This is a genomic window from Acinetobacter sp. TGL-Y2 (assembly GCF_001612555.1).
Lineage (GTDB): Bacteria > Pseudomonadota > Gammaproteobacteria > Pseudomonadales > Moraxellaceae > Acinetobacter.
On the sequence record NZ_CP015110.1, the window covers coordinates 1,484,024 to 1,510,982 of the forward strand.

Here is a 26,959-nt window from a genome sequence, read left to right on the forward strand (position 1 = left end):
GCTCATGGCTAAATATTCATATACATACAGCGGCTCTAATGCCGCTTTTGTTTTTTCTGGTGTTGCAACTTTACCAATGGGTATCGCCGTAGCACTTGAAGCTGATCAGCATAAGGCACTTCAAAAGAATAAGTTCGCTAAACATCTGATTGATGAAGGCGAACTCACGGTTGAAGAAATTGCGGAGTCTACTGCATCTAAATCTGCGTCTGGTGGTCGTGGTAAAGGTGCTCAATCTGGCAAGCCTGATGATGGTAAAGGCAAGGGCGATGACCCCAAAGGGACTGAGCTCACGATTGATGATGTGCGTAAAGCACTCACTGATCTTGAAATTACCTTTACTGAAGATGAAACCTTTGAGCAACTGCAGGCGAAACTCGCTCAAGCCACTGAATAAGGTGACGTATGGACTTACAGACGTTTCGGGAAAAATTTAAATCTGATTCTCAAATCTACAATTCAAGCGATTCTGAAATTATCGAAGTTTTAGAAGAGGCTGAACTGGTTGTATCGGTTATTGAGTTTGGAAAATTAAAGGAGCGTGCTGCAGGTCTATATGCGGCACATATTCTTAAAGTTCAAAAAGCCAATCCAAGTGGTATGGCTATTTCAAATGCTTCAAGTATGTCTATTGCGGGTCAGAGTGTTGGTTTTTCTCGATCCTCAAAAGATACGTTTTATGATCAAAGTATTTATGGCCAACGTTATTTGGCGTTAAAAAATTCAATCCCAATTGATGATAAAGGCACTAATCCTAATAGCTTGGGTGTTGGTGCTTTTGTTATTTAGGAGAAAGACATGTTTAAGTATCTAGCACCCACTTCATATAAAGCTGAATCAATTACGATTTCAGGTGTTAGTTATGAAGTGAAAAGTGGAATTGTTTCATCAAATGAAGACATCTATTTCGCTTTACAGCCTTTGCAATTTAGTCGTTATGTTGAAGAACCTAAAAAAGCTGTGACTGTAACAACTGCAAAATAGGTGGTTTATGGTTGATTCCGTAGATATTCGCATTCATTTGAATGAAGAAAATAATCGAGTCAAAATTGAAATACGCCGAACAATCACTGCATTAACCTTAAAACTTCAACGAGTGATTCAAGAAGATATGTTGAGTGGTCAAAGACTAAAGGTTCAGTCTGGTCGTTTGCGTGGTTCGCTTGTTTCAAGAGTTGAGGAAACAGGCGGATTGATTGAGGGCATTGTTTCTGCAGGTGGTGCTCATGTTAAATATGCCTTTATCCATGAATTTGGATTGTCAGGATCTTTGGGTATTAAGGAACATCTGAGACATATTAAACAAGTATTTGGTAAGCCAATTACTCCCCGTGATGTATTGGTTAAAGCGCATAGTCGAACTGTTAAGTTTAAAGAGCGCCGTTTCATGCGTGATTCATTGGATGAAATTGCCAAAATTGTGCCTAAAAATATCGACAAAGCAATTGAGCGAGGTCTAAATGGATAGTGAGAGTATTTACCAAACCTTGTTTGATCGGCTTTCAAATATCATAGGTGTAATTTCAGTTAGTAGGCGTTTAAAACATTTCAACCATGTAAATAATGACCAACGCCCTGCATTGTTTGTCACTCAAGGGAATCAGGCTGAAAATCCTATAAAGGGTTTGAATGCAAAAATTATTATGAGTGCTGATTTGTACTTGTATGTTTATGAAAATGATCCTACATGCGCAATTTCAACACAAATCAATATGTATGTTGATCGAATCCGTGAAGCAATTAAACCTGAATATCCTGAGATGTGTGAATACCAAACCTTAAATGGATTGGTTGAGCATTGCTGGATTGAGGGAACTGTTGAGGTTTATGAAGGTGTAGATGGAATGCTTGATGGACAGGGTATTGCAATCATACCGATCCAAATTTTAACAACCAATTAAACAACTAACCTAATTTTATAACCGCCTTCAATGGCGGTTTCGTCATTTTTGAGAGGTCAAAACAATGGCTCAATATTTATTTGGTGCAGGTAAGTTATTCGCAACACCAATTCTTGATGTTTATGGTCAACCTATTGCCAATCCTACACCTGTTGAAATTGGTGTTATGCAGTCAGTATCGGTTGATATTTCCTATGACTTAAAAGAGCTTTTTGGTCGTGGTCAATTTGCGGTTGATGCAGCGCGTGGTAAAGGCTCAATCAAGTGTAAAGCGACTATTGGACGTATCAATGGCGCCTTACTCAATTCGATTTTCTTTGGCGGTGTGATTGCTGAAGGTGGTCTTAATGTTGTGACGCAGACAATTAATGGTGAAAAAATCTTAACAGGTGGTGCATTAACACCAGTGGTACCCAATGCAGGTACGTTTGTTAAAGATATGGGTGTGACTACAGCGAAAGCCATTCCGTTAACTCGTGTGAGTGGAACGCCTTTAACGGGTCAGTACAGTGTAGATGAAGCGACAGGCGCTTATATCTTTGCGACAGTGGATGTGGGTAAAACGGTATTTATCAGCTTTAAATACTCTGCCACAGTGGCAGGTGCTAAATCAGGCTTGGTGAATAACCTTGATATGGGCTATACACCTGAATTCGCCGTGAATTTACAGCGTGAATATAAGGGTAAGTTTATGGGTATGGAGTTCTTCCGTTGCACCAGTAATAAACTTGGATTCAGTTCTAAGCAGGATGACTACGATCTTCCTGAGTTTGAATTTCAGCCGATGGCTGATGATCTTAACCGTGTTTTTCACTGGGATACTTCGGAGTAATTATTCATGCAATTTAAAGAAATTGAAAACCCACGTGGTACTACGATTCAAATTGATGGCCAAGCTTTTGTATTTGCGCCGTTGTCACTTGGCGCAGTCGAAAAACTTCTACCAGCATTACAAGGCTTTCAGCCGAACGATGTGGGTACAGTGATCGATGTTGCACATAAATCTTTAAAGCGTAACTATCCTGACATCACACGCGAAGATGTAGCCGATATGCTTTATATGGATCAGCTGGAAGAAGTGATGGGTGCTGTTATGGCAGTATCAGGATTAAAAAATAATAAAGCTGATGCGGGTGAATCGGGGGAATAGACTGGGAGGAACTTTATACTCATTTAATGATGACTACAGGTAAGGAATACGATTACATCCGTGATCAAATGGACTTACCAAGGATTAGAGCGTTAAATGAGTATCACACAAAGTTTCCTCCCGCCGATGTCGGTATTCAGCGTCTTTGTCGAATCTTAGAAGCATTTATGGGGATTGAAGATAATTCACAACCTCAAGATGATGATGATGATGAGGATTTAGAAGAAATGCTTTTTAATTTTCCTCAAGGGTGACTTCGGTTGCCCTGATTGTTTTTTATGTGCCAGTTGGTTAGAGTTTGTATTACTTAACAATAAAGATCTCAGTAAATGGCCTTAATAAACTGTAAAGAGTGTGGAAATCAGATAAGTGATAAAGCTGATAAATGCCCTAACTGCGGAATTAAGCAAAAAAAGTCAATTTCATTACTGGCCTTTATAGGGATTTTAATTGTAACTTTTGCTTTTATTGGATCATATTTGAGTGAACCTAAGGTTGAAACGACAGTTAATGAAAGCGTTAATAAAATTTCAAATCCTGAATTAAATGAAAATTCTGTTGTAATTACATCAAAGCGATTGATTAAAACTACAGCATTTAATGAAGACTCACTAAAATTTAGGAATATCTCAACCAAAACTACTGGTAAGTTTGGATTGGTAGCTTGTGGTGAAGTAAATGGGGAAAATAGAATGGGGGGGATGTCAGGTTATGTAAGATTTATTTCAAATGGGAAAACTCTTTTTATGGAAAATAACAAAGACACAACTATTCCTTTTAAGCAAATGTGGGAAGAGGCTTGCTAAACAAATATTGAATTTCAATAAAAGTGCAATCTATAACAAATTATATTATGAATATTCTCAATCACAGAAAGACAGCAAACTAAATGGAATTATTTAATATTGATTTAACAGGTTGGTGGTTGCAAAATTTTTTCAATGCCGAACGGGAATTGATTGTAAGAGAGTTTACGCCAAATAAAATGGGTTTGATTGGACAGTACGATAAAGAGCCACTTTTTACAGTTGATTCATTCAATATTAAGGATGAAGCAATCATTCCGTTTTTAGAGAGCCTGTCGGTATGGCTTAGGAAGTACGATAAAATTTCAAAAAAAATATATGCGAAGTTTTTGGAGGTATCTCAGTTAGATCCTTTGTGTGAAGTTGATTTGCTTTTAAATGATAAAGCTTATCGCAATTGGATTATTTTAAGACACTTAACTCTTTATAGTATTCATTGCCAATTAAGATTAGAGGTTAAGAGTGTCGAATTTAATTATGGAAATTATGATCGCGCACCAGATATATGCAAGGAATTGAGTGGGAAGTCATTCAGTTTCATAGATGATAGAGATATCATATTTTCACATTGGGAAATTTACAAGCCAACCTGTAGATGTACACTGCTTCCAAACTATGAAGGCATATTGATTGAGTAAACTTGTTAGTAAATCGAACAGATTTAGTGTCAAAATAGCAGTTACCATTGATTATGCAAAATGCAATAAATAGTTTGGTTAATTAATATTAATTTTCAAGACAACTGCCTTCACGGCGGTTTTTTTACGCCTAAGGAAAAGTAATGGCTAACGAAGTTGAAGTAAAAATCACAACCTCTACGGATGCACTTTCCGAAGGCATGAGTGAGGCAACCAATAAAGTTCAATCTGCAGCTGCTGATATTAACCGTATTGCAGATACGATTAAGAATGCGTTTGATGGTGTGCGTGATTCACTTAAGAATATTGATGTTAGCTTAAACATTGATATGAGTGGCGTTCAGCAGCGACTAAGCAATGCCGCGAATACGATTAAGTCACGTATTAACAGTATTGTAGATGATGCTTCAATTAAATTAAAAATTGATACCACATCGCTTGATTCAGAAATTGGCCGTGCTGAAAATTTAATCCGCTCAAGATTGTCAACATTACCGATTCAGAATGTGCGATTAAATATTGATGTGCATGAGATTCAACGCCGTTTGAATCAAATTAATAATCAGCAAGTTAAAGTCAAATTAGGTATCGATCTAAGCCAGTTACGTACAGAGTTGCAACAAGCTAGAAATACAATTGCAAGCTCGCTTCACTCAACCCTGTCTAATGCAATTCGAATTACTGTGAATTTGCCAGCATTGGCAGTGCAATTAAGACAAGCACGAACCATGATTGAAAACGCAATCAACCAGTTGCGCAATACCAACATAAACCTAAATGCTGTAATTAATGTTGATGCTACAAGCTCTATGCTGCGCGGGTCTTTGGATCGGTTAAAAAGCAGTATTGATTTGCTTCGCACCCGACTTAACTCAGGTGGTGGTGGTGGTGGTGGGCCATCGGATAGCGGTGGTCATCCCCCAATAATAGCTGGAATAAGTGGAATGTTTGCTGGATTGGCGGCTGGCTATATGGGAGTAACAGGTGCAATATCTGGGCTTAAGAAAGTAATTAGCACCCAGCGTGAGTTTGATATTTTAAATGCTCAACTAGAGACCGCAACAAAGTCTTCAGAGGGTGCAAAAGAAGCTTTTGCGACATTGCAGGATTTTGCAAAGAAAACACCATTTAGTCTTGAACAGGCTGTAATTGGATTTACAAAATTAGTGAATTTGGGTTTAACTCCTTCTGAGCGTGCCATGATGTCTTATGGTAATACTTCGGCTGCAATGGGTAAGGATTTAATGCAGTTGATAGAGGCTGTCGCTGATGCGAGCACTGGGGAGTTTGAACGTTTAAAAGAATTTGGTATTAAAGCGAAACAGCAAGGCGACAAGGTGTCTTTAACATTTCAGGGTGTTACCAAGACAATTGGTAATAACGCCAAAGAGATTGAGAGCTACTTAATAGCCATTGGTGAGAATGAGTTTGCAGGGGCAATGTCGAAACGTGTTGATACTTTAGATGGTGCAATTGCATCGCTCAGTGATACTTGGGATTCTCTATTTCGTGCGGTATCTAACATGGGTGTCGGTGACATCATTAAACGATCTGTTGGTAGTGCTGAGGATGCAATTGATAGTTTAATTAAAGTGTTGGAATCTGGTGCAATTCAGGCAGCCTTGAGTGGTATGTCGACAGCCTTTAGCATTTTTAGTACTAGTACGCAGAATGACATGAATAACATGAAAGGCGCTTTTTCTGGCCTGGGTGATTATTTGGTTTCTTCTTGGCAATCAACACTTAATGAGATTAATGCGTTAGGTAATATTTTTAGTACAGCTAGATCATATGTACAAAAAGCAGCGATTGGTGTTGCTGCTGGTGTTGATATCGTGTCTGATCCATTTAATCGACGCACTACAAATCAACAAAAAGAAGAGAACTATAAGTCATCACTAGGACAAGTAGACGCAGAACTTAACGGTAGAACCGACGCCCTTAAGAATTCTCTCAATATGAACACATTGCTTAAAGTCCAAGGCTCAATGATTGATATAGGGAAGAGTATTAGCAAAAATGGTGATCCGCTTGCAAAATATAAAATTTCAAGTGGGGTTGAAGCGACACAAAGCTCTAATACGAAAGACAATAAAGAGTCTGGCTCTAAAGGTAAGGAATCGAAATACGAGCCGACGTCTTACTCAAACCTGCGTGTTAAAAGCTCAGAAGCGTATGGAGGAGGTAAAGCTCACCAAGGTGTGTTGGATTTGGCTGGCGCAATTCAAGATAAATTCCAAATTACACGCTTTACTGCTTTTAATGATAAATATCACCAGGGCACATCAAGCAAACACGCAAAGGGGTTGGCTTTAGATTTTGGCTTACAAACCCCAAGTAAAAGCGGTCAAGTTACTTCTGACTTAAAAGCGATGTTTGGTAAGAATGGAGTAAATGCTCAAGTTCTAGATGAGTATAAGAATCCATCAAAACGTGCAACAGGTGGGCATATTCATGTCAGTTTTAATTCTCAAGCGGATGCTGATAAATATTTAGCTTTGGTTAAAAATGACAAAGTTAAAGGAGATAAAAAATCTAGTTCCGATTCTCAGTATGAGCGTTACTTAGAGGAACAAACACAAAACGCTGAAAAGGCTGAAAAAGAACGCTTAGACTTAGCTTATAAGTACGCTTCTGAACATGAAAAAATCGAACGCGACTTGAAGAATGAAATTGATCGAATTGGTAAATCTACCGCAACCGCAGACGAAAAACGAGCTTATACACTACAGGCTGAAAAAGAAGCATCCGATAAACTTGTTCAATTGAAATTGGAGGAATTCGATAAGATCAAGCCGATCTACGAACAAGAGATCCAATTTAAACAAGATCAAGCGCAGAGAATTTATGAGCTGGAAAAGGCACAAATTCAAGCTGATTTAGATGCTGGATTAATTTCAAATGTTGAAAAAGTTAAGCGTGAAAAACAGCTTGAAGATCAACTTTATCAAATCAAACGTGATGGATTACTAGCTCGATTGGCTTTAGAGGATCAACAGTCTTCTGTTTCTGGCAAGGTTGCAGGTCAGGCAGGTGTGACGGGTAGTATTTCAGAATTAGACAGTCAAAAAGCAGTTAATGATGTTAAAACGCCAGGTCTTATTTCTGATGCTGAAATGAAAGATTTTGAAAAAAGATTCGGAAAATTAACATCAAGAGTTTCTAAATTATGGGATCAGGGCATCCAATCCATGATGGATGGAACATTGACATGGCGTAATGCAACCAATGCTGTTTTGACAGATATGGCGAGTTTTGCGATACAAACCGCAACCCAAGAACTACAGGGCTGGTTAAAAATTCAGGCTGTAAAACTGGCTAGGAAGTTAGGTTTTATTGGTGCTGAAACTACTGCTGAAGTAACAGGTCAAACCGCCCAAGCAACCGCCGTAGTTGCTGGTGAGACAATTAAAACTGCTGCAACATCAACAGGTGTTTTTGCTCGTTTAGGTTTAAAACTTATGGAAGTACTCAAATCCATCATGATGTCCGCATGGGAAGCCATGGCCGGAGCATGGGCAGCATTGTCTGCAATTCCATTTGTAGGACCAGCGTTGGGTGTTGCAGCGGGTATTGCTGCCTTTGCTGGTGTATCCGCCATTGTTGGTAAGGTGTCATCTGCTCGAGGAGGGTATGATATTCCTGCAGGTGTGAATCCGATGACTCAGCTGCATGAAGAAGAGATGGTCTTGCCAAAACAGCATGCCAACACGATTCGCGCATTAGGACGTCAGATGGCCAATGGTGCTGTCAATGAACAGCCAGCATATGCCGGTGATATAGCCATGATGCCATCGATTAATATTCAGGCTTGGGATTCGAAAGATATTAAGCGTTTTATGAAAAAGAATGGCCGTGCTTTGGCTGGTGGCTTAAAAGGTTACAACCGTAATTTTGGTAAGTAATGAGGACTTAATATGTCGGATGAAATTTTTCCTGAATTACCAGGACTAGAATGGGAGCTTACTAAGACTCCCATTTTTAATACCAAAATTATGACCTCAATCAATGGTCGAGAGCTTCGAGCCAGTTATCAGGCTGTTCCAAAGTATGAAATCACGATGTCCTTTGGATTCTTACGAGAGTCTAAAGGACGTAAAGAATTGCAGAAACTTCAAAGTTTTTTTGAAGAACGACGAGGGGCATTTGATTCATTTCTCTACAAAGCACCTGAGGATAATGAATTTAATTGCTTATTTGTTGGTGATGGTACTACCGCAACTTATCAACTTTATAAAACGCAGGGTTCAGCTCAAGTTGCTGTTGGAAACACGCTTGAAAATACACAACCATCCAATCCAGATATGTGGAATCACAGTGTATCTAAGGATATGTGGGGACCTGAACAAAAACTTATGTGGAGTGCGGGCACAGTTGGTGTCACAAAGGACGGTATGTTTGTGCTCTCTGAACCATTAGATGAAGGTCAAAAAATTCACATTTTAGGTACGTATTTTTATCGCTGTCGTTTTAAAGATGATGAGCAACAATATACTCACTTTATGGCCAAGCTTTGGAAAGCCTCAAAAGTTGAAATGATTGGTTCATTGGGAAAGAAAATATGAGAGCAGCTTCAGCAAAGTTAATTGGTCTATTAGATGCAGATCAGTTTCTAATGGCAGATCTCTTTAGCATTACAACAGTGCAAGGTGGTGTTTTTCGATATACGAATTATGACTTTGATCTTATTGTTGCTGGTCACGTTTACAGCTCTGATGGTCCAATTATTAGTCGGGAAGGGATTAGCCTCTCACTTGGTATCGAAGTCGATAATTTATCGATCAGTATTGATTGTACCGACGATAATAAGTGGAATGGCATTAACGTTGTTCAAGCATTTCATAATGGCCAATTAGATGGTGCTCGTTTTAAGTTAGAGCGCATTTTTATGGACATGAATACACCAACGGATACCAGTGCCGGCACTATCAAGTTGTTTGAAGGGCGAATTATTGAGCCTGAACTTGATCGCAATTCTATTCAAGCGAGTGTTGCATCAGATCTGGATGAATTGAACGTGCAAATGCCACGAAATCTGTATCAGCCAAGCTGTACCAATACGTTATTTGATACAGCATGCGGCCTATTACGTCAAAATTTCATGATGCAAACGACGATTGAGTCAGGCAGTACTTCAGCACAAATTTTATGCCAGGTGAATCAGCCACAAGGTTGGTTTACTCAAGGTGTGGTGGAATTCTTGGACGGTGGTAATGTTGGCTTAAAACGAACTATTCGTATGCATGAATCTGGAATATTACTGCTGACTTTGCCATTGTTGGAAGTACCTCAAACAGGGCAGCGTATTCATGTTTATCCAGGATGTGATAAGCGTTTGGAAACTTGCCAAAATCGATTCAATAATTTCAGCCGGTTCCGTGGTGCACCATTTATACCGGTTCCTGAAACTGCCGTTTAATTAAATTTGTTATTAATCCATACCCAGCAAAAGCTGGGTTTTTTTATGGGGTGAGAAAATGCCATTACCAAGTAAGGAGCAGTTCACTGGTTCAGGGGTGACTGAACAAATCTTCAAAAATGCCCAGAATCAGCTGATTAAATATATTCAAGAGCATGTTGCGACTAATGACAAGGTAATCGCATATAAAACTGGAGTGAATATTTTTGATCCAGCCAAAATTAAAATTGGGAAATATTTTAATTACTTGGATGGTGAAGTTGGAGATGCAGCATCTAGTTTTGTGGCAGCAGGGCCCTACCAAATAGAGGGTGGTATAGAATATAAAACACCTTTAAATTACGGACAGCAATTTGCATTCTTTGATGAAAGCATGAAATACATTTCTGGTAAATCAACGGCTTTACCATCTTCCTTATTTACTACTCCTTCGAATGCTAAGTTTATTGGTTTGACTCTAGAAACTAATAACGTCTCAGATTTCATGTTATGTAAATCAAGCGAATATCCAGCGATCTACGTGCCATTTGAACTGAAATTAGATGAGTTAAAACTTCAATCTGAACAAGTTGAAGATTTTGATAATCGCTTAGAAGCTAATCTTAATAAGCTTAGTTACTATAAGCTTAATGTTTTAGATTTCTCAAAGGTGACACCTTCAAGATATGTTTCATATTTAAATGGTGAGCTGGATTATGTTGAAGGTTATAGTGTAATAGGTCCATGTGAAATCAAACCCAATACTGAATATCAGACATCTCAAGAGTATTCGCAACAGTTTGCACTTTACGATTCAAATATGAATTTTATTTCAGGAATGGCCTCTCCACCTGCAAGTAAAAAATTTACGACCCCTGTTAATGCAAAATTTATTAATATCACTGTGCTAGATAGTGAGTTAAATACTGTTATTTTTGCTGAAAGCTCTGTTTTTGCTGATGTAAAAGATGTAAAAGACATTGCTTTTGAACACTTAGTAGTTAAGCCTGAACAGATCTCGGGATTAACGAATCTAGTTGAATCAACAATAGGGTTATCTCCTTTAAATATTCTTGATCTTGATAAAATTATTCCTGATCGATATGTGGTTTATACGAATGGTGCGCTTGGTTATAACGCCGATTATTCAGCCGCAGGCCCTTATGAAATAAAGCCCAATACTGAGTATCAAACATCGTTAAATTATGTTCAGCAATTTGCATTTTATGATGAATCAATGGCCTATCTATCTGGAATGCCATCCCCGCCAGCCGATAAAAGATTTATAACGCCATTAAATGCAAAATATATTCGCTTAACAGTAGGTAATAACCAACTCGATAAAGTCGTTATAGCAGAAAGTGCAATATTTCCAGAAGCTTATGTTTCTTCAGATGTAAAATTAGCGAAAAATTTAATTGTTAGTGGTAATTCTAGTTCTGTCAAAATTAATGAAATATGGGTATCTGCGGATTTAAATGATTCAGATCCTAGAGTTAAGTTTAAGGGCAAAAATGCAATTCAACTTGCCTTGGATAGCATTACAGATGCAGGCCCTAATAATCGCTATATTATCTGGGTTAAAAAAGGTCTTTACAAAATCACCAAAGCTACAGAGTTTTTAGGTTATCGCGGATACCCTGCAATGGTGCTAACTAAAGATCATGTTGATATTTTTGGGCAGGGCGAGAACAATACAATCGTATGGGCTGAACTTCCATATAGTGATGCGGACATAGGGCCGTCAATAGACGGAAATATTTATCCACGTGAGCAATATCAAACTGTATACGATTATGCAGATGATAGCGAAATTAAAGACATTACATTCATTGCTAAAAACTTACGCTATACAATTCACATCGACAATCCAAATGGCGCGGATTCTACGCGTAAATATGAAAACGTAGGTTATATTTTTAAAGGCGATAAAGGTTCATTAACTGCAATGGGTTGTGGTACTTCGTCAGGTGAAAGAACTTATATAACTGGCGGCCGTTCACTTTCGGATAAGAATGTTCCTTTTGCTTGTCATAATAATATAGCTTTTGATAAGCCGTCATATTGGTCATTTAAAGGTCATAATTTCACAGCTTTGGAGAATGTTTATTTTGCTTATATGCAAAGTGACGGCTCTTTACTTGAGGATCAATTAGAACTAATCGGGTGTAGTTTTGGCGGTATGGCGTACACATTAGGTTATGTTCAAGTATGGCTAACAGGGAATACAGAAACAAATAGGGATTCATTTGATCATGCTGAATGGATGGTCACAGGATACGGGAATGATCCGTTTTTATTTAAAAACGACATATCTGGTCAAAGTTTATTATTCAAATCAACGGCCGTTGGTCTGAGTAATACAGTCCGATTTAATATAGAGTCTTCGGCATACTCTAAGTTGATTAAAAATAATCAAAAAAATTCCATCTCAAGTTTGTATATAGATAGTCGAGAATTTATAGACAGCTATATTGTTCAGGATGGTAGTCCGGGAATGCCCGCAATGGCTTGGGGCTGTAAAGACTTATCAGAAATGATTTATCTTTATGACAATGGTATTAATTACACAAGTCTAGCTAAGCGCTTGGGGGATTGTTCTGTAACCAACTTAGCATTGGAGGTCATTGTTAATGGTATTGCTAAAACCATAGTTTTTAACAAAAATTACTCAGCTATGACCAACGCGCAAATACTTGCCGAAATGAATGCTCAAATAACTGATGTAACAATTGAATTTACAAGTTATGGCCGAGATTATTACCCTACAATAACGGATGTTTCAGAAGCTATTTATAACAAAACTGAATCTTTTATTCCTAAAGGTAGTTTAGTAACTAAGCAAGCCGGTTATGTGAAACTTGCGAACGGTAATGATAAAGTTTACGGCGTAGCTCTAGACGATATCCCAGTAATGCAAGTTACAAGCGAGGGGGTAAAGAAAGGTCAAGGCCGAGTATTAAAGCATGGTTATATTTATGCAAACCGCAGCCAAGCGCACTTTGTTTTAGCAGATAACGAAAACCCCGCATTAGGTACTAGATTTTCTGTTTCAAACGGTCAACTTGTAACAGATATAAACGGAAAAATAAGTACCGATATTGATGTTGGTGTGATTTCAATTAACTGTTAGATGATGAAAACCTGATCCTTTGAAAGATCAGGTTTTTTTATGGGTGAATTATGAAAAATCTTGAAGCTGTTGCCGAAGCCATGACTTGGATCGGTACACCATATCATCATCAGGGACGTGTGAAAGGTGTCGGTGTAGATTGTGGGACATTGATCTGTGAAGTCTATGAAAAAGTGGGCTTGATGGATCACTTAGATCCGCGCCCATATCCACCAGATTGGCACATGCATCAGCTTGGACAACGATATTTAGAGCACGTCAAATCGGTATGTATTGAAGTCGATAAACCACAACCAGGTGACATCGTTTTATATCACTTTGGCAAGTGCATCAGTCATGGTGCAATTGTTGTCGAATGGCCGACGATTATTCACTCCTATATCCATCAAGGAGTAATACTTCAAGATGGCACTAAAGGAAGTCTAGCTCGCAGAATTGCGGGCTTTTTTCGTATGAAGAGGCTCAAAGAATAGTATGGGTGGAATATTTGGAAGTACAACGGTCAGTACGTCTGATAAACGTATTAACTCGATGCGAATTCAGCAGTCTGCGTATGGTCTGACACAGCCATTGGTTTATGGCAAGAATCGTGTGGCGGCCAATATGTTTTGGTATGGTGATTTCAAGTCTATTGCTCATACCACAACAACCAAATCTGGTGGTAAAGGGGGTAAAACTAAAACAAAGAACACAACATATACTTATTCTGCTTCATTGATGCTGGGTCTATGTGAAAATAAAATCAAGGATATTGGCATTGTGTGGCGTGACAAAGAGCAACTTATCACAAAAACTGAGGGTGGTGTCCAGCTCGATCCAATTCATCAAATTGGTTTCGAACTCTTTGATGGAGAACAAAATCCTGTATGGGGATATTTAACTTCATATCATCCAAATCAAGCAGTCCATTATCCATTTCTTGGTTATGTAGCATGTGCTAACTATGATTTGGGTGGTAGTGCAAGCTTATCGAATCATAATTTTGAAGTGATTAGTGATATTACATTTTCAGATACGATTCATGATGCCAATCCAGCTGACGTAATTGAAGACCTCATTACCAATCCACGTTACGGTGCAGCACCTAGCCTAAATATGGCGGATTTATCTGAATTTCGAACTTATTGTGCAGCCACTAATTTGTTGATCAGTCCTGCTTTGACAGAACAGCGAGAAGCATTTGAAATCATCAATGAAATTGTGGAAGCGGTGAATTGTGCCGTGGTACCTAGTCCTGATGGATTTAAAATTCGCTCTTATGGTGACAGTGCGGTGACGGGCAATGGTGTAACTTTTGCACCTAACTTAGAGCCTGTTTATCACCTCACGGATGATGATTTCTTGGGTGAAGATCAGCCTGTCCGTGTACGTCGAAGTCGTGATACAGATGCTTATAATCACTCTCAAATCGAATACGTGAATCGCTTTAACCAGTACAACACTGAAACGGTAGAGGCAAAAGACCAGGCGAATATTGAAATGTTTGGTTTGCGTACACAAGATCCAGTGAAGTTCGATTTTTTCTGCGAACCTAAAATTGCGCGTCATGCGGTGCAATTGCTGTTACAGCGAAAACTCTACGTTCGAAATGAATATGAGTTTGAATTGGGTTGGAAGTACTGCAGATTAGAACCTATGGACATTGTGACTATCACAGATGAATCATTGGGTTTAGATCAGTTTCTTGTGCGGATTACGCGAGTTGAAGAAGATGAAGAGGGTGTACTTTCGATTACAGCTGAAGAGCTTGCAGTCGGATCTCGTTCTGCAGTGGAATACGACCTGCAATCATCAAACGGTTATCAAGGCGGGAATGAGGAATCAGGCAATGTCAATGCACCCGCAATCTTTGAACCTCCTTTGGAGTTAACGGAGGGAAAAAATCAAATTTGGGTAGCGGTATCGGGTGGAATCAATTGGGGCGGTTGTAATGTATGGGCCAGTATAGACAATACTACTTATGAAATGATCGGTAGCATTTATGGTTCTGCTCGCTACGGTACATTAATTTCTGGGATAGATACTGATGACACTGCAATGCAAATTCAACTAAATACGACGAGTCAGATTTTTGGCGGGACATTGCAAGATGCTGAAGTCGATGCGACATTGTGTAAAGTTGGTGATGAGTATATCAATTACATCGATGCAACTTTGGATGGTTCAGGTCGTTACACATTAAACGGCATGCTTCGTGGACGTTTTGATGATTCGAGTTCTCACAGTCCGGGTGAATCTTTTGTTCGTATTGACCGTGCGCTCTTTAAGTATGATTTCAATGCAAATATGGTTGATAAGCAAATCTATTTGAAGTTCACCAGTTTTAATGGTCTTGAGCAAAGAGAAGAAACTTTAGATGAAGTGACTGCATATAGTTACACCATCAATGGTGGTCGTCCTGCAGGTGTTAAAGGTTTGTCTCTGCAATCTGCATTTGAAGGGATGACTTTTAAAGTTCAATGGCAAAGTGCTGCTGGTGCTACAGGTTATATCGTTCAAATCATGTCTGGTGGTGTGTTACTGCGTGAAGTTGAAACAACAAACACGGATTACAGTTACAGCATGGATGAAGCAAAAATAGACGGCATTCAGCGCGCTTATACAATTCGTGTGGCCAGTAAGAATGGGTTAATTGTCAGTACATTTGCTGAACTAAATATAAGTAATCCAGTCCCGCCACAATTGCTTAATGTGTATACCTCAGCCACAGTTGATTCGATCACAGTCACATGGATACCGAGTGAAGTGCCTGATTTGAAAGATTACCAGGTGTGGATCAGTACCAGTGCGAACTTTGATCCTGATACTGCTGCAGCAAGTTGGACGGGTATAGAAAACGCTTGCACGATTACTGGTTTGCAATCAACAACCACATATTATGTGCGTGTCACAGCGCGTGACGTGTGGAAACCAACTTCGTGGAATTATTCAGTACGAATCACACAAGCAACCTCGGAAGCGTAAATCATTAACCATTAAAAGCACCCAACCGGGTGCTTTTTTATTACCAAAATTTAGGAGTGGTCTATGAATGACCCATTAAGCATTAAAAGTCTTCCATGGCTTTTTAAAATCATAGCAGCAGTAGTGGGGGCAATCTTTGCACTTACCTTAAGTGGCGACATTGATACTGAAGGTCGAATTAAAATCACTATAGGTGTGATTATGAAGTTCACATTTAGCGTAGCGATTAGTCTATACGGTGGCTCTGCATTTATTGAATATTATGATTGGCAGGTGTATTCACATATGACGCAAGGTTTTGTGATGTTAATCTTTGCGATTTTTGGAATGTTGTTAATTGGCATCTGGTATCAAGCAATTCAATTGTTACGTGGTAAAACCATTGGCGAGTTAATCTTTGAGATTCGATCAGCTTTTAAAGCAATGTTTAAGTGAGTGCATAACATGAAACAGATATTTGATTTTTTAAGAAAGATCAGTGGTGGTTCACTCACCCAGAAACAAGTTGATGCTGCGGATAAATTGATTGCGACTGCGTATGACGATGTAACCGAAATGTTCGGCATTGCTATTGATGTAATGAGCACAAGCCCTAGTGGTGTTGACCTGATCTGCAATTTTGAAGGAAAGCGACTCATTGCCTATGATGATGGTGTAGGCGTATGGACCATTGGTTTTGGTACAACGATTTATCCAAACGGCATTAAAGTCAAAAAAGGGGATACTTGCACTGAATCACAAGCCAAAGCCTACATGGCCAACGATTTAAAGAAGTTTGAAAGTACGGTCAATGATGTCGTTAAAGTTCCGATCAATCAAAATCAGTTTGATGCATTGTTATCACTGGCATACAATATCGGCTCTACCGCATTTAAAAATTCCACCTTAGTCAAAAAACTGAATGCTGGTGATATTCTTGGAGCAGCAGATCAGTTTAATGTTTGGGTGAATGCCGGCGGTAAGCGTATGCAGGGGCTTGTTAAGCGACGAAAAGCAGAAAAAGAATTATTTAAAAAGCCCTCTAAGTGAGGGCTGTATTTTATTTACGAGAAAACTGTATGATTTCAGCTGATTTTAATTTTGATGGAGAATTATCCAATTTAACAATTTTATCAGCATTAGACCTCATATTAATCATTTGACCAAAATCATCATTAAGATAACCTTTAGGTAACCCTGATATTAATTCCAAATGCTTCTTGAGACCGAATTTTTCAATAATATTAGCTTTATCAAATCCGCCTTGTTCAAGCAGCATTTTGATCATATTCATAAGTAAATTCGGCTCTTCTGCGACAGTATCAATATCATAGGGTTCTGATTTGGTATATCCGCGATAGCGGTAACTTCGCCAGAGCTTAGAAGATTGATCATCAGAAATAATGTTTAATGTTTTAGCTTTATAGATCATCGCAGCTAACGAAATTCCCCAACGCTTTTTTAATAGCATTAGAGATTCTAGGGAAACACGGTTTCTTGTTTCTGCAATGAATGCACTAGTCGGGAATAAAAAACAATTAGCAAAATAATGAGCTTGTTCTTCAAGCTTATCAAACCAATTTTTCTTATCCTCCTCTGTTAGGTATTTATGCATAACGATATGCCCTAACTCATGCGCTAAATCAAATCGCCCTCGAAAGAAATTTTGCTTATCTGCTGCAATAAATATATAAGGTCTATCATTTATCCAAGCAGATGTGCCATCCATTTCATCATAACCGATTTCAAATCTTGTAACTACGATACCCGCACGCTCGACACGTTTCATCAAGTTTGGAATTGGAGAAACACCTAATCCCCATTGATTACGTAAATTTTCAGCTAATAACTGAATTTTTCCTTCAGTTAATGATAAAGATTCCTCTCTAGTTAGAGAGGGGATCAAATCAACTTTAGGGAAGGAAATCCATTCATCAGCAATTGATTGAATTTCAGCTAAATTCAATAGCATTGAGTTAGATCTAAAACAAGGGGCTTTAAGTACTCGCTTTTTTGCACGATTTAAAAATAAAGGATTGCCAAAATTAGGAACTTCGCGGGTAAACCAGTGCACAGGAATGCCAAAAGCTTCAGATATACTGATTAATACTTCTGGTTGTGGACTGTGTGTACCATCTTCCCATTTAGTAACTGTGGATGGTGCTACATCAATCATTGTTGCCAAAGCAGTTTTACTTAAGTCATCGTACATTTGACGGGCAAGTTTCAACCTATTTGGCTCGAACTTATCTATACCCAACATTATCTGTACCTCCAATTTTTTACTCACCTGAAGCGCGGGAGCTAATGTCAGCCTGTTCAAGGCGCTTCTTGATTGCTAGTATAGGTTCTTCCGCCACATCAGTCATCGGCTCAGATGCAGATTTTTTAAGTTCATCTAAACTAAAACTAAGAATAGGTCTATTTTCAATAGGGTGCGGAACGATAAAATCTAGATCTAGCAATTCAAAATCAGATTTCCAATAACCAGTTACACATACAAAAAGTAAATCATCAAGTTCGACACTCTCATCTAAGATAGCTTTCGCCAAAAGATCTCTCTGACTTTCTTTGATTAACCCAATATTTGATCGGGATTGTTCTAAGTAAAATTTAGCATTTTTGGTATTAATAGAATCCCTTCGCATGATTACTATATGACACGACGGTGTAATCATTTGAACAAATTGATGTCCTTTGGGTTTTGTATCTTGAACGACAGCATTGTGCCCAGATTCGGTAGCACTGGCCAAGAGTGCATCCATTAATAAGCCAGGTTCATATTTTGCACTTTCTTGACGCGCAAGTTCGGGTGAATGATAAATTTCTTGTACAAAATTATCTTTTTCTAATAATCTGTTTTTAATAGAAAAAACTAAACCGTCGAGAAAATTATTGCCAAATTCATGCGCAATTCGACTAAGAATGTGTGGGCGTAGTTCGTTTATATCCATAGTTATGCAGCTCATATGACTTTGTCAAAATGTATCATATTTATTTCGTATCATGTATGTTTTTTAATTAAATTTAATTTTTTGAATGGTTTTGTTGTAAATCAACCATTAATTAAGTGTTTTATACCAAATTGAGAACTATGAGAAACCATTTTAATGGTGGGTATTTTTTGAAATTGATGACTATGGGTTGCAACAGCTCAACTCAATTATCACCAACGGTTCCGAGTAATTTAATGCAGCCTACAGCCAAGTTGCAGAAATTGGAAACAGGAGAGGGTAAATCTATCTTGCCTTGGGCCATTGATACTGTGGCCAAATACAACCAGTGCTCGGCTCAGGTTGATGCGTTTATTGAATTAAATAAGCCCTCTAAGTGAGGGCTTATTCGTATAATGCCCATTATGTTAAATAGACATAGAAATAGTGAACTTATCCACTATTTCCAATCTATACGCTTGTCCAAGAAAGCATGTTGAGCATTTAACTTAGGTTCATTTTGTAGCTTTTCAAAGTATTCAAGTTTTTGATCATCCTCTATATCAAAACGCTTCATCCATGCTTCAGCTCGATATCCTGTAATTAACGGAGCTTCGGGATTATCTTGATTGCCTCGATGTAAACTTCCAATTTTTTCAACACGCAAAGGCTTTAATATTCTATTTAACAGTACATATGGAGCAGGTAAGGGATCCTCTTCAACCGAACCACTTAAGGGTAATGTTCCTGACTGAAATACAACGCCATTGCCGTAATCGTATCCAACAAACCAATTCATCGGAAGCTCGCTGTTTAATATTTCCTTTTCCTTGATTTTATTAAACCACTCATAGTTAATTGCTGTAAGCCAACTTACTGTTTTTATTCCATTAATTAAATTATTGGATTCTTTAGTAGGACTCCCGACATCCATTGCCCACCATTTCCGAGAGAAAAAGGCTTCTGTTGGTTCATTTTTATCTTCTCTAATTTGAGAAATAATACAGGCATAGCCAGCATAACCATGATTCGCTTTTAGGCGTTGAGCACACTTAATAAACAACTCAATAAAGAGCTTTGAGTTTTCTTCAACCCATACGATAGGCATCGAAAAAGTTAGACTGCTCTGATATATGCCCATTTCAGATCGCCACTTACTAACTCCTCCAACAGCAAATTCCCAAGCCCCCGTTGCAAATTTCTCTTTACCACTGGTATACAAAAAATAAAAAGCTTTCATTGGGCTATAATTTTTTAAGCTATCTCGTATAGGTTTAGCCTTATTGAAGGCTAAATTTTCACTTTCTCCTTTTGGTGGTTCATCTTGCCAAAGCCAAGTTAGATGATCTTTAGCAATCTCACTGTAATCATCAAAACACTTGGCAATCATTTCACGCATTTCGTCGCTATAGCCTTCTTTAAAGTACAAAACAGCACGAATTGCAGGAATAGCCCCTACATAATCTTCAGGACCTCCTTTAGCAAAAAGTCCTCCACCTGTTGCACCTTCTTCTTGCTTCTCTGCCCAAAGTTTATATTCTTCTTCTGTCTTTAAATGCATACAATTTTCCTTTACCAAGCTGGGCTAGGTGATGGTTTTGGAGATGGAAATTTAGGAAGTTTAGGCAATTTTCCTTTTCTTAATTGAAGCGCAGCAGCAATAACTCCAGCCGCCCAAGTGGCATATTCTAAAACAGTCGATGTTTTGCCTTTATCATCATCACTACCACAATCACATTCATCAGGATCTAGCCTTTTAACCTTACTTTTGTCTCCTGCTATGATTGGGTAATCTGTTTCCTGACCATGGCTAATTTTATCCTTAAATTTTATTTCGACAATTTGTTTAATATTATCTTGTGTGGGCGGTTTATTTGGATCTTTGACAATCACTACATCAGGACGACGCACCATACCTTGCCCAGCTTCAAAAGAGTAACCCTTTTCTTCTTCCCAATGCTTTTTAATCCATCCTGGAAGATAAGGATGGACCTTAGTAATAATTCCCTTATCCATGATTGGCGCAGGAGGATTACGATGCATATCATAATTTACTTCCGCTTTATAGGGACTTTGGTGATTCAAAAATTTATCAAGTTCTCCTAAGCGTTCAGAGACACAAGATTGGTGTTGATCACGATTTCCACTTTTCCCTTTATTGGGATTAACATTGCAATAGCAAATTGCTTTACAAATAACTTTTTTATCTTGTGGGTCGAGTTGGTCACTTCCAATGGCAACCACTTTAATTGTCTGTAGTTGAACTGGCGCAGTTTTTAATGTTCCTTGAGGTTTTCCTTGGTCAGCCATTATCTAATTCATCCACTAGGTTTAAGTGAATATCTTCTTCTGATGGCGTGTAAATCCAATCAGTAAAGCCCTGATCATCACTTGCATACATGGTGCTTGTTCCATCACCTAAAGTGACACGTACTCGACGATTTACAATCGGTTCCCCTGTATTTTGATCGACCAATTGAAAACGACCTCCATGTTCTACAGGTGGAGGAATTGTTTCTTCGTCTTCATCATTTGGATTACCAATTAATTGAGAACCAAAAGGAGAACTAGGTTCAACGACAACCAGAAAAGAACTAGGAAGCAAAGAAGCTCCACAAGCTGTTTTCATGGTTGCTAGTGCAACAGCATTACCATCAGGGAGCGTAAAATTATCAGCTCCTTCTGAAATAGGAAAAATGCCTTTACATTTAGGGCAAGAAACCATGTAGCCTTTAGCTGCCATGCCTATTCCATTAACTGATATAGAGGGGTGTCCTTGAAGTACGACTCCACCATGATCTGTTTTACAGCCTTGAACAATTACGGCTTTCATTCAATACCTTTTATTCTTATGAAAATGATTAGAAGATGAAGTCTCATATTAAATTAAAAGTATTCTAAAAGTTAATTTTTTGTTTAGTTTCTCTAAAATTAACATAATACACCTTATGCGAAATCCTCGATTTATTTTAAAATAAATCATATGTTTAACTGTTTTATAAAAGCCCAATCAATCTCGATTGGGCTTTTTACATGAAGTATGGAGTTTCATGCATAATATTTGTTCATATTGAAGTAATTTTGTTTAATTAAATTTAACTCTTAGGTCGAGAGTTGATTAATCCCCAATTGTCCCCAACACAGGAATCATTCTAGGCCCTGCCATTCTTGCCTTACCTACAATCTCAACCAATTCATCATAAGTTAAATTAAAAGAGTCTTCGCTATCAAAAATATAAACAACATTTTTATCTTTAAGCTCATCTGGAGTTTCTGGTATGAAACGAGCAGGGATTAATTGTTGTGTTAATTTTCCATCAGTTAATGTTGGTATGTTTTTAATATTGCCGTCAAATTTTTGCATAAACTATAACTTCCTTTAGGTTTCACCCAGCTTGCAGAAATGCGCAAGTTGGCTTATTTCACAATTTTCAGGTACGGTTCTGTTACACCACTCAAAAAAGATGCACCATGAAAACTATAAATACATTAAAACACTTCAGTATTGACTCAGCCAATCAAATTTCATTACCTTGCACCTTAGATGAAAAAGACCAAGTGATTGAGGTTCGAGACTACCAAGGAAATGTGCTGCAACACAATAAAGAAGCACGTCAGGTGCTGTGGAATGGAAGGCGATTGTATTATTGATTACCAATCGTCAACCATATCAGCCCAATCCTGCATCATCTTTCTGCGGTCATTTAGCCATTTTGCATGGTCATAAGCAGCTTTTACCTTATCACCCTTAACATGCGCAAGCTGAAGCTCTATCCAGTTTGAGTTGTAGTTTGCCTCATTCAGGCTTGTGGATGCTGTAGCCCTAAAATCATGCATAGTGATATGTCCTAATCCCATATTTCGAAATGATTGATTTAGTGTTGTAGGGGCAATCATTGAATTATTGTTAACGCCCGGGAATATATAAGGGCTATCTGGATAAGCAGCAAATTGCGCCCTCAAGATCTTCATAACTTGATCTGATAGTGGCACAATATGAATTCTATTTTTCTTCATGTTGCGCTTACCATTAAGAATGTCAGACTTAGACGCGATTGGAATGGTCCATGTACGGGCCTCAAAATCAATATACTCTTTCAACCCTCTGCGGACTTCGATTGTCCGTAGCATTGTATAGATAAGTGCTTTAAGTGCATTTTTGGTGCTGATAGAGCCTTTATATTTATTAATACTCGGCATAATTAGTTTTTGGTCTTTTGAGCTGACAGGCTGGGCATTCTCTGTTTCAGGGGTATGAATGTATCCACGTAACGCATAGGTTGGATCATTGATCAATCTGTCGGAGATGATCGCATACTGCATGATCTCAGCAATAATTTGTCTAATTGAGATCGCCTTGTTTTCTCCAGTACCTTTACCTGATTTCAAGACTCTCTTAATTGCACTATCCATAATGTTCTTAACATCAACAGAACTCACATCCTTAATTGGCTTATCCCCGATTATGGGGAAGATATCTACATCGTATGCAAGATTTCGAATATAGAGCCAATTTTTTGATTTTGATTTCTTTTTATGCTCACAATATTCTTTAGCAATAGCTCGGAATGTCTCTTCTTGTGCCTGCATCGCCTCCATGCGTTCAGCCTTCTTAAGAGTGATAGGGTCAATATTTTTAGCAAGTTGCTCTCGAAACTCATTTGTTTTAGTTCTAGCGTATGAAAGGCTTATTTCGGGATATTGTCCAATTGTTAGCATCTGTGGTTTATTCAGAAAACGATAACGGAACCGCCAAAACTTCTTTCCAGTAGGTCGAACCTCAATACACAATCCAGAGTGATCAGCGACGCGATATACTTTGTCTTGAGCTTTTAGCTGCTTGATTTTTAAGTCATTTAACATATTGTGAGTAACAACCGTTATGGTCTATAAGGATTTACTCACAATATTACTCACAAATAAAAGTAATGTCATGTCATGCTAGGTTATGAGTGGTAACGATAACAATATAACAAAATCAAATAGATAGGGTTCAAAGAAAGGCAAGGTAACACAACGTAAGACCATTGCTTGATATGGATGCGATAGACCACGAAATGATGCGTGAATTTCATGAGCCAGGTGATGTTAAAAGATCTGTGATGATTATCCCGCATGACCAATTGGATGAATGGTTAAGTTTAAAAACGACGAATATTCAAAAATTTGCATTGGGTTTTCCTGTAGATGAGTTTGAATGTTTTTATTGTCCAAAATCTCGACATGCAAAAGATTCACCGCAACTCAATATTTTTGAGTAGGATGATTGAATCAAGCTTTTTAAAATGTGTGGATTAATGAGAAAGATTTTTGAAAATATGCTTCAAACATTCCATCATTTTCTCAATTTGAAGAGGCGTTAAGCCCTCAAAAGACTGCTCTAATACCACTGTCATCAAATCATTGATTTTTTCTGTCATTTTATTACCTTGCTCAGTCAAAACGACACGGGTAATACGCGCATCATTTTCACATGAATAGGTATTGACCATACCTTCGTCTTTTAAACGATAGACAATTTTGGTGGTGGTCGACATTTTAGACACAATCATATCGGATAAGTCCGAAACGCTGGCATCAGGTTTGGTCAAAAGCGCTAGCAATAAGCGTCTTCTTGAGTTATCTACCCCGTGTTTTTTTAAAACCTGATCTACATTTTGCACATACTGTGCATGAACCTGAGTCACCCAAAAAAAAGGAAAGTCTTGTAAATCAAAGTTATCCACTGAAGGTAAAAATTTCGCGTATTTTTTCGACATTGTGTTGCCCTTAATTTTTGTTATTTATACAGTGATTTTTATAAAGCACCGCCTATGATAGTTGATATTTATCAGATTAATCAACATATGATCAACAGCTTAATGGATAAAAGGAACGAATTTTCAAATTTAAACGCTCAGCAGTAGCGTTTGATGCTGGATGAGTTGTTCTAAAAACATGATTTAGCTTTATTTATCGTATTTAAGTGGATATTTGCAAATTAAGAAAAGTGATCTAATGGTGAGTTTAAAAAGCGCCTAATTTTAATCTGTAGTAGCGCGTTTAATCAAATCATCATCTATTTCACTTTCTTATCAGTAACAACCTAACATAATATGGTATTTCAATTTCTAAAGGCGTTTATGGCCGCTATGTATGTGGCTCTTGTCTCTGAACGCTATCTCACAAAGCAGTTTTCGAGTCAATGCAGCAACTAAAAAATAATCCGATGTACTTGCCCAATAAGTGTTTCGAAAAGGTCAGATTTAACATTATATCTTTGTTTATTAAATATTAATTCTTGTTTTATGGATTTCCTTGAAAATATTATGAGCAATATGTAGGCATTATTTAGATAAAATTTTTTTAATAAAAAGAATTACAAATCCCAAATCTTATGCATAATGTTCTCACTATTTTTGAAAAGGTATCTTTTTATATGGACCCGTCGCCGTGTTGGTTAATTTTTTTTGTTTCGACTTTAAATAATAATAAAGTGGAGATCTAATATGGAGTTTTTATTAGATCCCGGAATTTGGGTTGGATTAATTACCTTAATCATTCTAGAAATCGTATTAGGTATTGATAATCTTGTTTTCATTGCTATTTTGGCTGAAAAACTCCCCCCTGAACAGCGCGATAAAGCACGTGTAATTGGTCTTACGCTGGCATTGTTCATGCGATTAGGTCTGCTGTTCGCAATTTCTTGGTTGGTCACATTGACTAAACCGCTGATAACACTCTTCGATTTTACTTTCTCTGGGCGAGATTTAATTTTGCTCTTCGGTGGCTTATTCCTTGTATATAAAGCCGTCACCGAATTACACGAAAAAATGGAAGGTAAGCCTGAAATCAAGGCAACTTCAAATATCGTGTATGCAGGTTTTGTTGCAGTCGTTGCACAAATTGTCGTACTTGATGCCGTATTCTCATTGGATTCAGTGATTACCGCGATTGGTATGGTCGACAACATCTATGTGATGATGGTCGCAATGATCGTGGCGATGGTCGTGATGCTCATTGCCTCTAAACCATTAACAAATTTTGTAAATCGTCACCCGACTGTGGTGATTCTATGCCTAAGCTTCTTATTGTTAATTGGTGTGAGCTTAATTGCTGAAGGTTTTGGTTTCCATATTCCGAAAGGTTATATTTACTCAGGTATAGGTGTTGCGATTGTGATTGAAGCATTCAATCAATTTACCAATCGCAATGTGGAGAAGCATGAATCTAAGATTCCGCTTCGTCACCGTACTGCAGATTCAATTTTAAAATTGATGGGTAGTCGTCTAATGACCGACATGGATGCGCCAGATGCAGATGATGCGTATCAAGCTTTTGGTCATGAAGAACGCTATATGGTTGGTGGTGTATTGTCACTGGCTGAACGTCCAGTTGCTTCAATTATGACACCGAGAAATCAAATTTCTTGGGTGAATATAGAAGATGACGTGGACGCAATTCGTGAGCAAGTCCTTTCAGTTCCACACAGTTTATTTCCCGTGTGTCGTGGTCAACTCGACAAGGTGATTACCATTGTTCGTGCCAAAGAGCTGATTGATGCTTTGGATGATCCTGAGCAAATGAAAGCATTGTTAAAACGGGTTCGTCCTATTTTTATTTATGAAAAAATGAAAGTAATCGATGCGATTAACACCTTACGCACCTCTAAAGGTTCACTGGTATTGGCAACCAACGAATATGGAAATATTCAAGGTTTGATCTCTCCACTTGATGTGTTTGAGGCTATTGCGGGTGAATTCCCAGATGCAGATGAGCAACTTGAGCTGGTGAGACTCGATGAAAATACTTGGAAAGCTTCAGGTATGCTCGACTTGTACCAGTTAGAGTTAGAACTGAGCATGTTAGATTTAGATTTGGTTCAAGAAGATTCGGGTTATTTTAGTGTTGCTGGATTAATTTTAGACAAATCCAATGGTGAAGCGAAAGCCGGCACTATTATTGAGCATGAAGGTGTGAAGTTTGAAATCCTAGAAATGGATGAAACCCGCATCAAAACAGTGACAATCAGTACATTCTCGAATTAATCTTATGTTTAAAAAAGCCTCACTTCTGTG

29 protein-coding genes and 1 pseudogene are annotated in these 26,959 nt (G+C 38.1%); 22 read left to right on the forward strand and 8 right to left on the reverse strand.

The window, feature by feature from the left end:
* Positions 1-4 precede the first annotated feature (4 nt).
* The 18 genes from AMD27_RS06935 (at position 5) to AMD27_RS07020 (ending at position 17,019) form a co-directional block, all read left to right on the forward strand.
* Positions 5-397: a hypothetical protein gene (locus tag AMD27_RS06935; RefSeq protein WP_067658169.1), complete on the forward strand. Its 393-nt coding sequence runs from the start codon at positions 5-7 to the stop codon at positions 395-397.
* 8 nt (positions 398-405) lie between these two features.
* Positions 406-789, forward strand: a complete 384-nt coding sequence (locus AMD27_RS06940; RefSeq protein ID WP_067658172.1) for a DUF4054 domain-containing protein — start codon at positions 406-408, stop codon at positions 787-789.
* A gap of 9 nt (positions 790-798) precedes the next feature.
* Positions 799-984, forward strand: coding sequence for a hypothetical protein (locus tag AMD27_RS06945; RefSeq protein WP_067658175.1), 186 nt, complete (start codon positions 799-801; stop codon positions 982-984).
* A gap of 7 nt (positions 985-991) precedes the next feature.
* A complete protein-coding gene (locus AMD27_RS06950; protein WP_067658178.1) occupies positions 992-1,468 on the forward strand; it encodes a hypothetical protein in 477 nt (158 codons plus the stop codon).
* Complete coding sequence (locus AMD27_RS06955; protein WP_067658181.1) at positions 1,461-1,901, forward strand: hypothetical protein; 441 nt, start codon at positions 1,461-1,463, stop codon at positions 1,899-1,901. Before AMD27_RS06950 ends, AMD27_RS06955 begins: the two co-directional genes overlap by 8 nt.
* Positions 1,902-1,965: 64 nt before the next feature.
* A complete protein-coding gene (locus AMD27_RS06960) occupies positions 1,966-2,733 on the forward strand; it encodes a hypothetical protein (RefSeq protein ID WP_067658184.1) in 768 nt (255 codons plus the stop codon).
* Positions 2,734-2,739: 6 nt separating this feature from the next.
* Positions 2,740-3,051: a hypothetical protein gene (locus AMD27_RS06965; protein ID WP_067658187.1), complete on the forward strand. Its 312-nt coding sequence runs from the start codon at positions 2,740-2,742 to the stop codon at positions 3,049-3,051.
* Positions 3,052-3,077: 26 nt separating this feature from the next.
* The gene (locus AMD27_RS06970; RefSeq protein ID WP_067658190.1) at positions 3,078-3,305 is read left to right on the forward strand and encodes a hypothetical protein; all 228 of its coding nucleotides are present in this window, start codon (positions 3,078-3,080) and stop codon (positions 3,303-3,305) included.
* Between the two features lie 75 nt (positions 3,306-3,380).
* Positions 3,381-3,857 (forward strand): zinc ribbon domain-containing protein, encoded by a 477-nt coding sequence (locus tag AMD27_RS06975; protein ID WP_067658193.1) that lies wholly within the window; start codon positions 3,381-3,383, stop codon positions 3,855-3,857.
* 83 nt (positions 3,858-3,940) lie between these two features.
* On the forward strand, positions 3,941-4,495 hold the full coding sequence (locus AMD27_RS06980; RefSeq protein WP_067658196.1) for a hypothetical protein: 555 nt from the start codon (positions 3,941-3,943) through the stop codon (positions 4,493-4,495).
* 143 nt (positions 4,496-4,638) lie between these two features.
* Positions 4,639-8,400 carry a tape measure protein gene (locus AMD27_RS06985; RefSeq protein ID WP_067658199.1) on the forward strand — a complete coding sequence of 1,254 codons (3,762 nt, stop codon included), beginning with the start codon at positions 4,639-4,641 and terminating at the stop codon, positions 8,398-8,400.
* A gap of 12 nt (positions 8,401-8,412) precedes the next feature.
* Entirely contained in the window at positions 8,413-9,060 is a 648-nt protein-coding gene (locus AMD27_RS06990) for a DUF2460 domain-containing protein (RefSeq protein ID WP_067658202.1), read from the forward strand.
* Positions 9,057-9,914 carry a DUF2163 domain-containing protein gene (locus AMD27_RS06995; protein WP_067658205.1) on the forward strand — a complete coding sequence of 286 codons (858 nt, stop codon included), beginning with the start codon at positions 9,057-9,059 and terminating at the stop codon, positions 9,912-9,914. Before AMD27_RS06990 ends, AMD27_RS06995 begins: the two co-directional genes overlap by 4 nt.
* 58 nt (positions 9,915-9,972) lie before the next feature.
* Complete coding sequence (locus AMD27_RS07000) at positions 9,973-13,026, forward strand: hypothetical protein (RefSeq protein WP_067658208.1); 3,054 nt, start codon at positions 9,973-9,975, stop codon at positions 13,024-13,026.
* 50 nt (positions 13,027-13,076) lie between these two features.
* Entirely contained in the window at positions 13,077-13,499 is a 423-nt protein-coding gene (locus tag AMD27_RS07005) for an NlpC/P60 family protein (RefSeq protein WP_171254787.1), read from the forward strand.
* Between the two features lies 1 nt (position 13,500).
* The gene (locus AMD27_RS07010; protein ID WP_067658214.1) at positions 13,501-15,990 is read left to right on the forward strand and encodes a phage tail protein; all 2,490 of its coding nucleotides are present in this window, start codon (positions 13,501-13,503) and stop codon (positions 15,988-15,990) included.
* 63 nt (positions 15,991-16,053) lie between these two features.
* On the forward strand, positions 16,054-16,425 hold the full coding sequence (locus AMD27_RS07015; RefSeq protein ID WP_067658217.1) for a hypothetical protein: 372 nt from the start codon (positions 16,054-16,056) through the stop codon (positions 16,423-16,425).
* Between the two features lie 9 nt (positions 16,426-16,434).
* Positions 16,435-17,019 carry a lysozyme gene (locus AMD27_RS07020; RefSeq protein WP_067658220.1) on the forward strand — a complete coding sequence of 195 codons (585 nt, stop codon included), beginning with the start codon at positions 16,435-16,437 and terminating at the stop codon, positions 17,017-17,019.
* 10 nt (positions 17,020-17,029) lie between these two features.
* Here AMD27_RS07020 and AMD27_RS07025 read toward each other — a convergent pair whose 3' ends face one another.
* Entirely contained in the window at positions 17,030-18,232 is a 1,203-nt protein-coding gene (locus AMD27_RS07025) for a helix-turn-helix domain-containing protein (protein ID WP_067658223.1), read from the reverse strand.
* Between the two features lie 19 nt (positions 18,233-18,251).
* Complete coding sequence (locus tag AMD27_RS07030) at positions 18,252-18,923, reverse strand: hypothetical protein (RefSeq protein WP_067658226.1); 672 nt, start codon at positions 18,921-18,923, stop codon at positions 18,252-18,254.
* 179 nt (positions 18,924-19,102) lie between these two features.
* Between AMD27_RS07030 and AMD27_RS07035 the strand changes: the two genes are divergently transcribed.
* Positions 19,103-19,303: a hypothetical protein gene (locus AMD27_RS07035; RefSeq protein WP_067662843.1), complete on the forward strand. Its 201-nt coding sequence runs from the start codon at positions 19,103-19,105 to the stop codon at positions 19,301-19,303.
* A gap of 59 nt (positions 19,304-19,362) precedes the next feature.
* Here the strand turns inward: AMD27_RS07035 and AMD27_RS07040 are convergent, their stop codons facing one another.
* From AMD27_RS07040 to AMD27_RS07055, 4 genes are all read right to left on the reverse strand, one after another.
* Positions 19,363-20,463 (reverse strand): type VI immunity family protein, encoded by a 1,101-nt coding sequence (locus AMD27_RS07040; protein ID WP_067658228.1) that lies wholly within the window; start codon positions 20,461-20,463, stop codon positions 19,363-19,365.
* 11 nt (positions 20,464-20,474) lie between these two features.
* Positions 20,475-21,212, reverse strand: a complete 738-nt coding sequence (locus tag AMD27_RS07045) for a VRR-NUC domain-containing protein (RefSeq protein WP_067658230.1) — start codon at positions 21,210-21,212, stop codon at positions 20,475-20,477.
* A complete protein-coding gene (locus tag AMD27_RS07050; RefSeq protein WP_067658233.1) occupies positions 21,205-21,735 on the reverse strand; it encodes a PAAR domain-containing protein in 531 nt (176 codons plus the stop codon). The genes AMD27_RS07045 and AMD27_RS07050 overlap by 8 nt, the downstream gene beginning before the upstream one ends.
* A 285-nt stretch (positions 21,736-22,020) precedes the next feature.
* Positions 22,021-22,266, reverse strand: coding sequence for a hypothetical protein (locus AMD27_RS07055; protein WP_067658236.1), 246 nt, complete (start codon positions 22,264-22,266; stop codon positions 22,021-22,023).
* Between the two features lie 107 nt (positions 22,267-22,373).
* Here AMD27_RS07055 and AMD27_RS07060 point away from each other — a divergent pair, with 107 nt between their 5' ends.
* Positions 22,374-22,553, forward strand: coding sequence for a hypothetical protein (locus tag AMD27_RS07060; protein ID WP_067658239.1), 180 nt, complete (start codon positions 22,374-22,376; stop codon positions 22,551-22,553).
* Here the strand turns inward: AMD27_RS07060 and AMD27_RS07065 are convergent, their stop codons facing one another.
* Positions 22,554-23,765, reverse strand: coding sequence for a tyrosine-type recombinase/integrase (locus AMD27_RS07065; protein ID WP_067658242.1), 1,212 nt, complete (start codon positions 23,763-23,765; stop codon positions 22,554-22,556).
* Between the two features lie 164 nt (positions 23,766-23,929).
* On the opposite strand from AMD27_RS07065, the pseudogene AMD27_RS07070 reads away from it, so the two are divergent.
* Positions 23,930-24,163, forward strand: a pseudogene (locus AMD27_RS07070) (DUF159 family protein); the annotation flags it as partial.
* A 33-nt stretch (positions 24,164-24,196) separates the two neighbouring features.
* Here AMD27_RS07070 and AMD27_RS07075 read toward each other — a convergent pair.
* Positions 24,197-24,661 carry a MarR family winged helix-turn-helix transcriptional regulator gene (locus AMD27_RS07075; protein WP_067658248.1) on the reverse strand — a complete coding sequence of 155 codons (465 nt, stop codon included), beginning with the start codon at positions 24,659-24,661 and terminating at the stop codon, positions 24,197-24,199.
* A gap of 729 nt (positions 24,662-25,390) precedes the next feature.
* Between AMD27_RS07075 and AMD27_RS07080 the strand changes: the two genes are divergently transcribed.
* Positions 25,391-26,929: a TerC family protein gene (locus AMD27_RS07080; protein ID WP_067658252.1), complete on the forward strand. Its 1,539-nt coding sequence runs from the start codon at positions 25,391-25,393 to the stop codon at positions 26,927-26,929.
* Positions 26,930-26,959 lie beyond the last annotated feature (30 nt).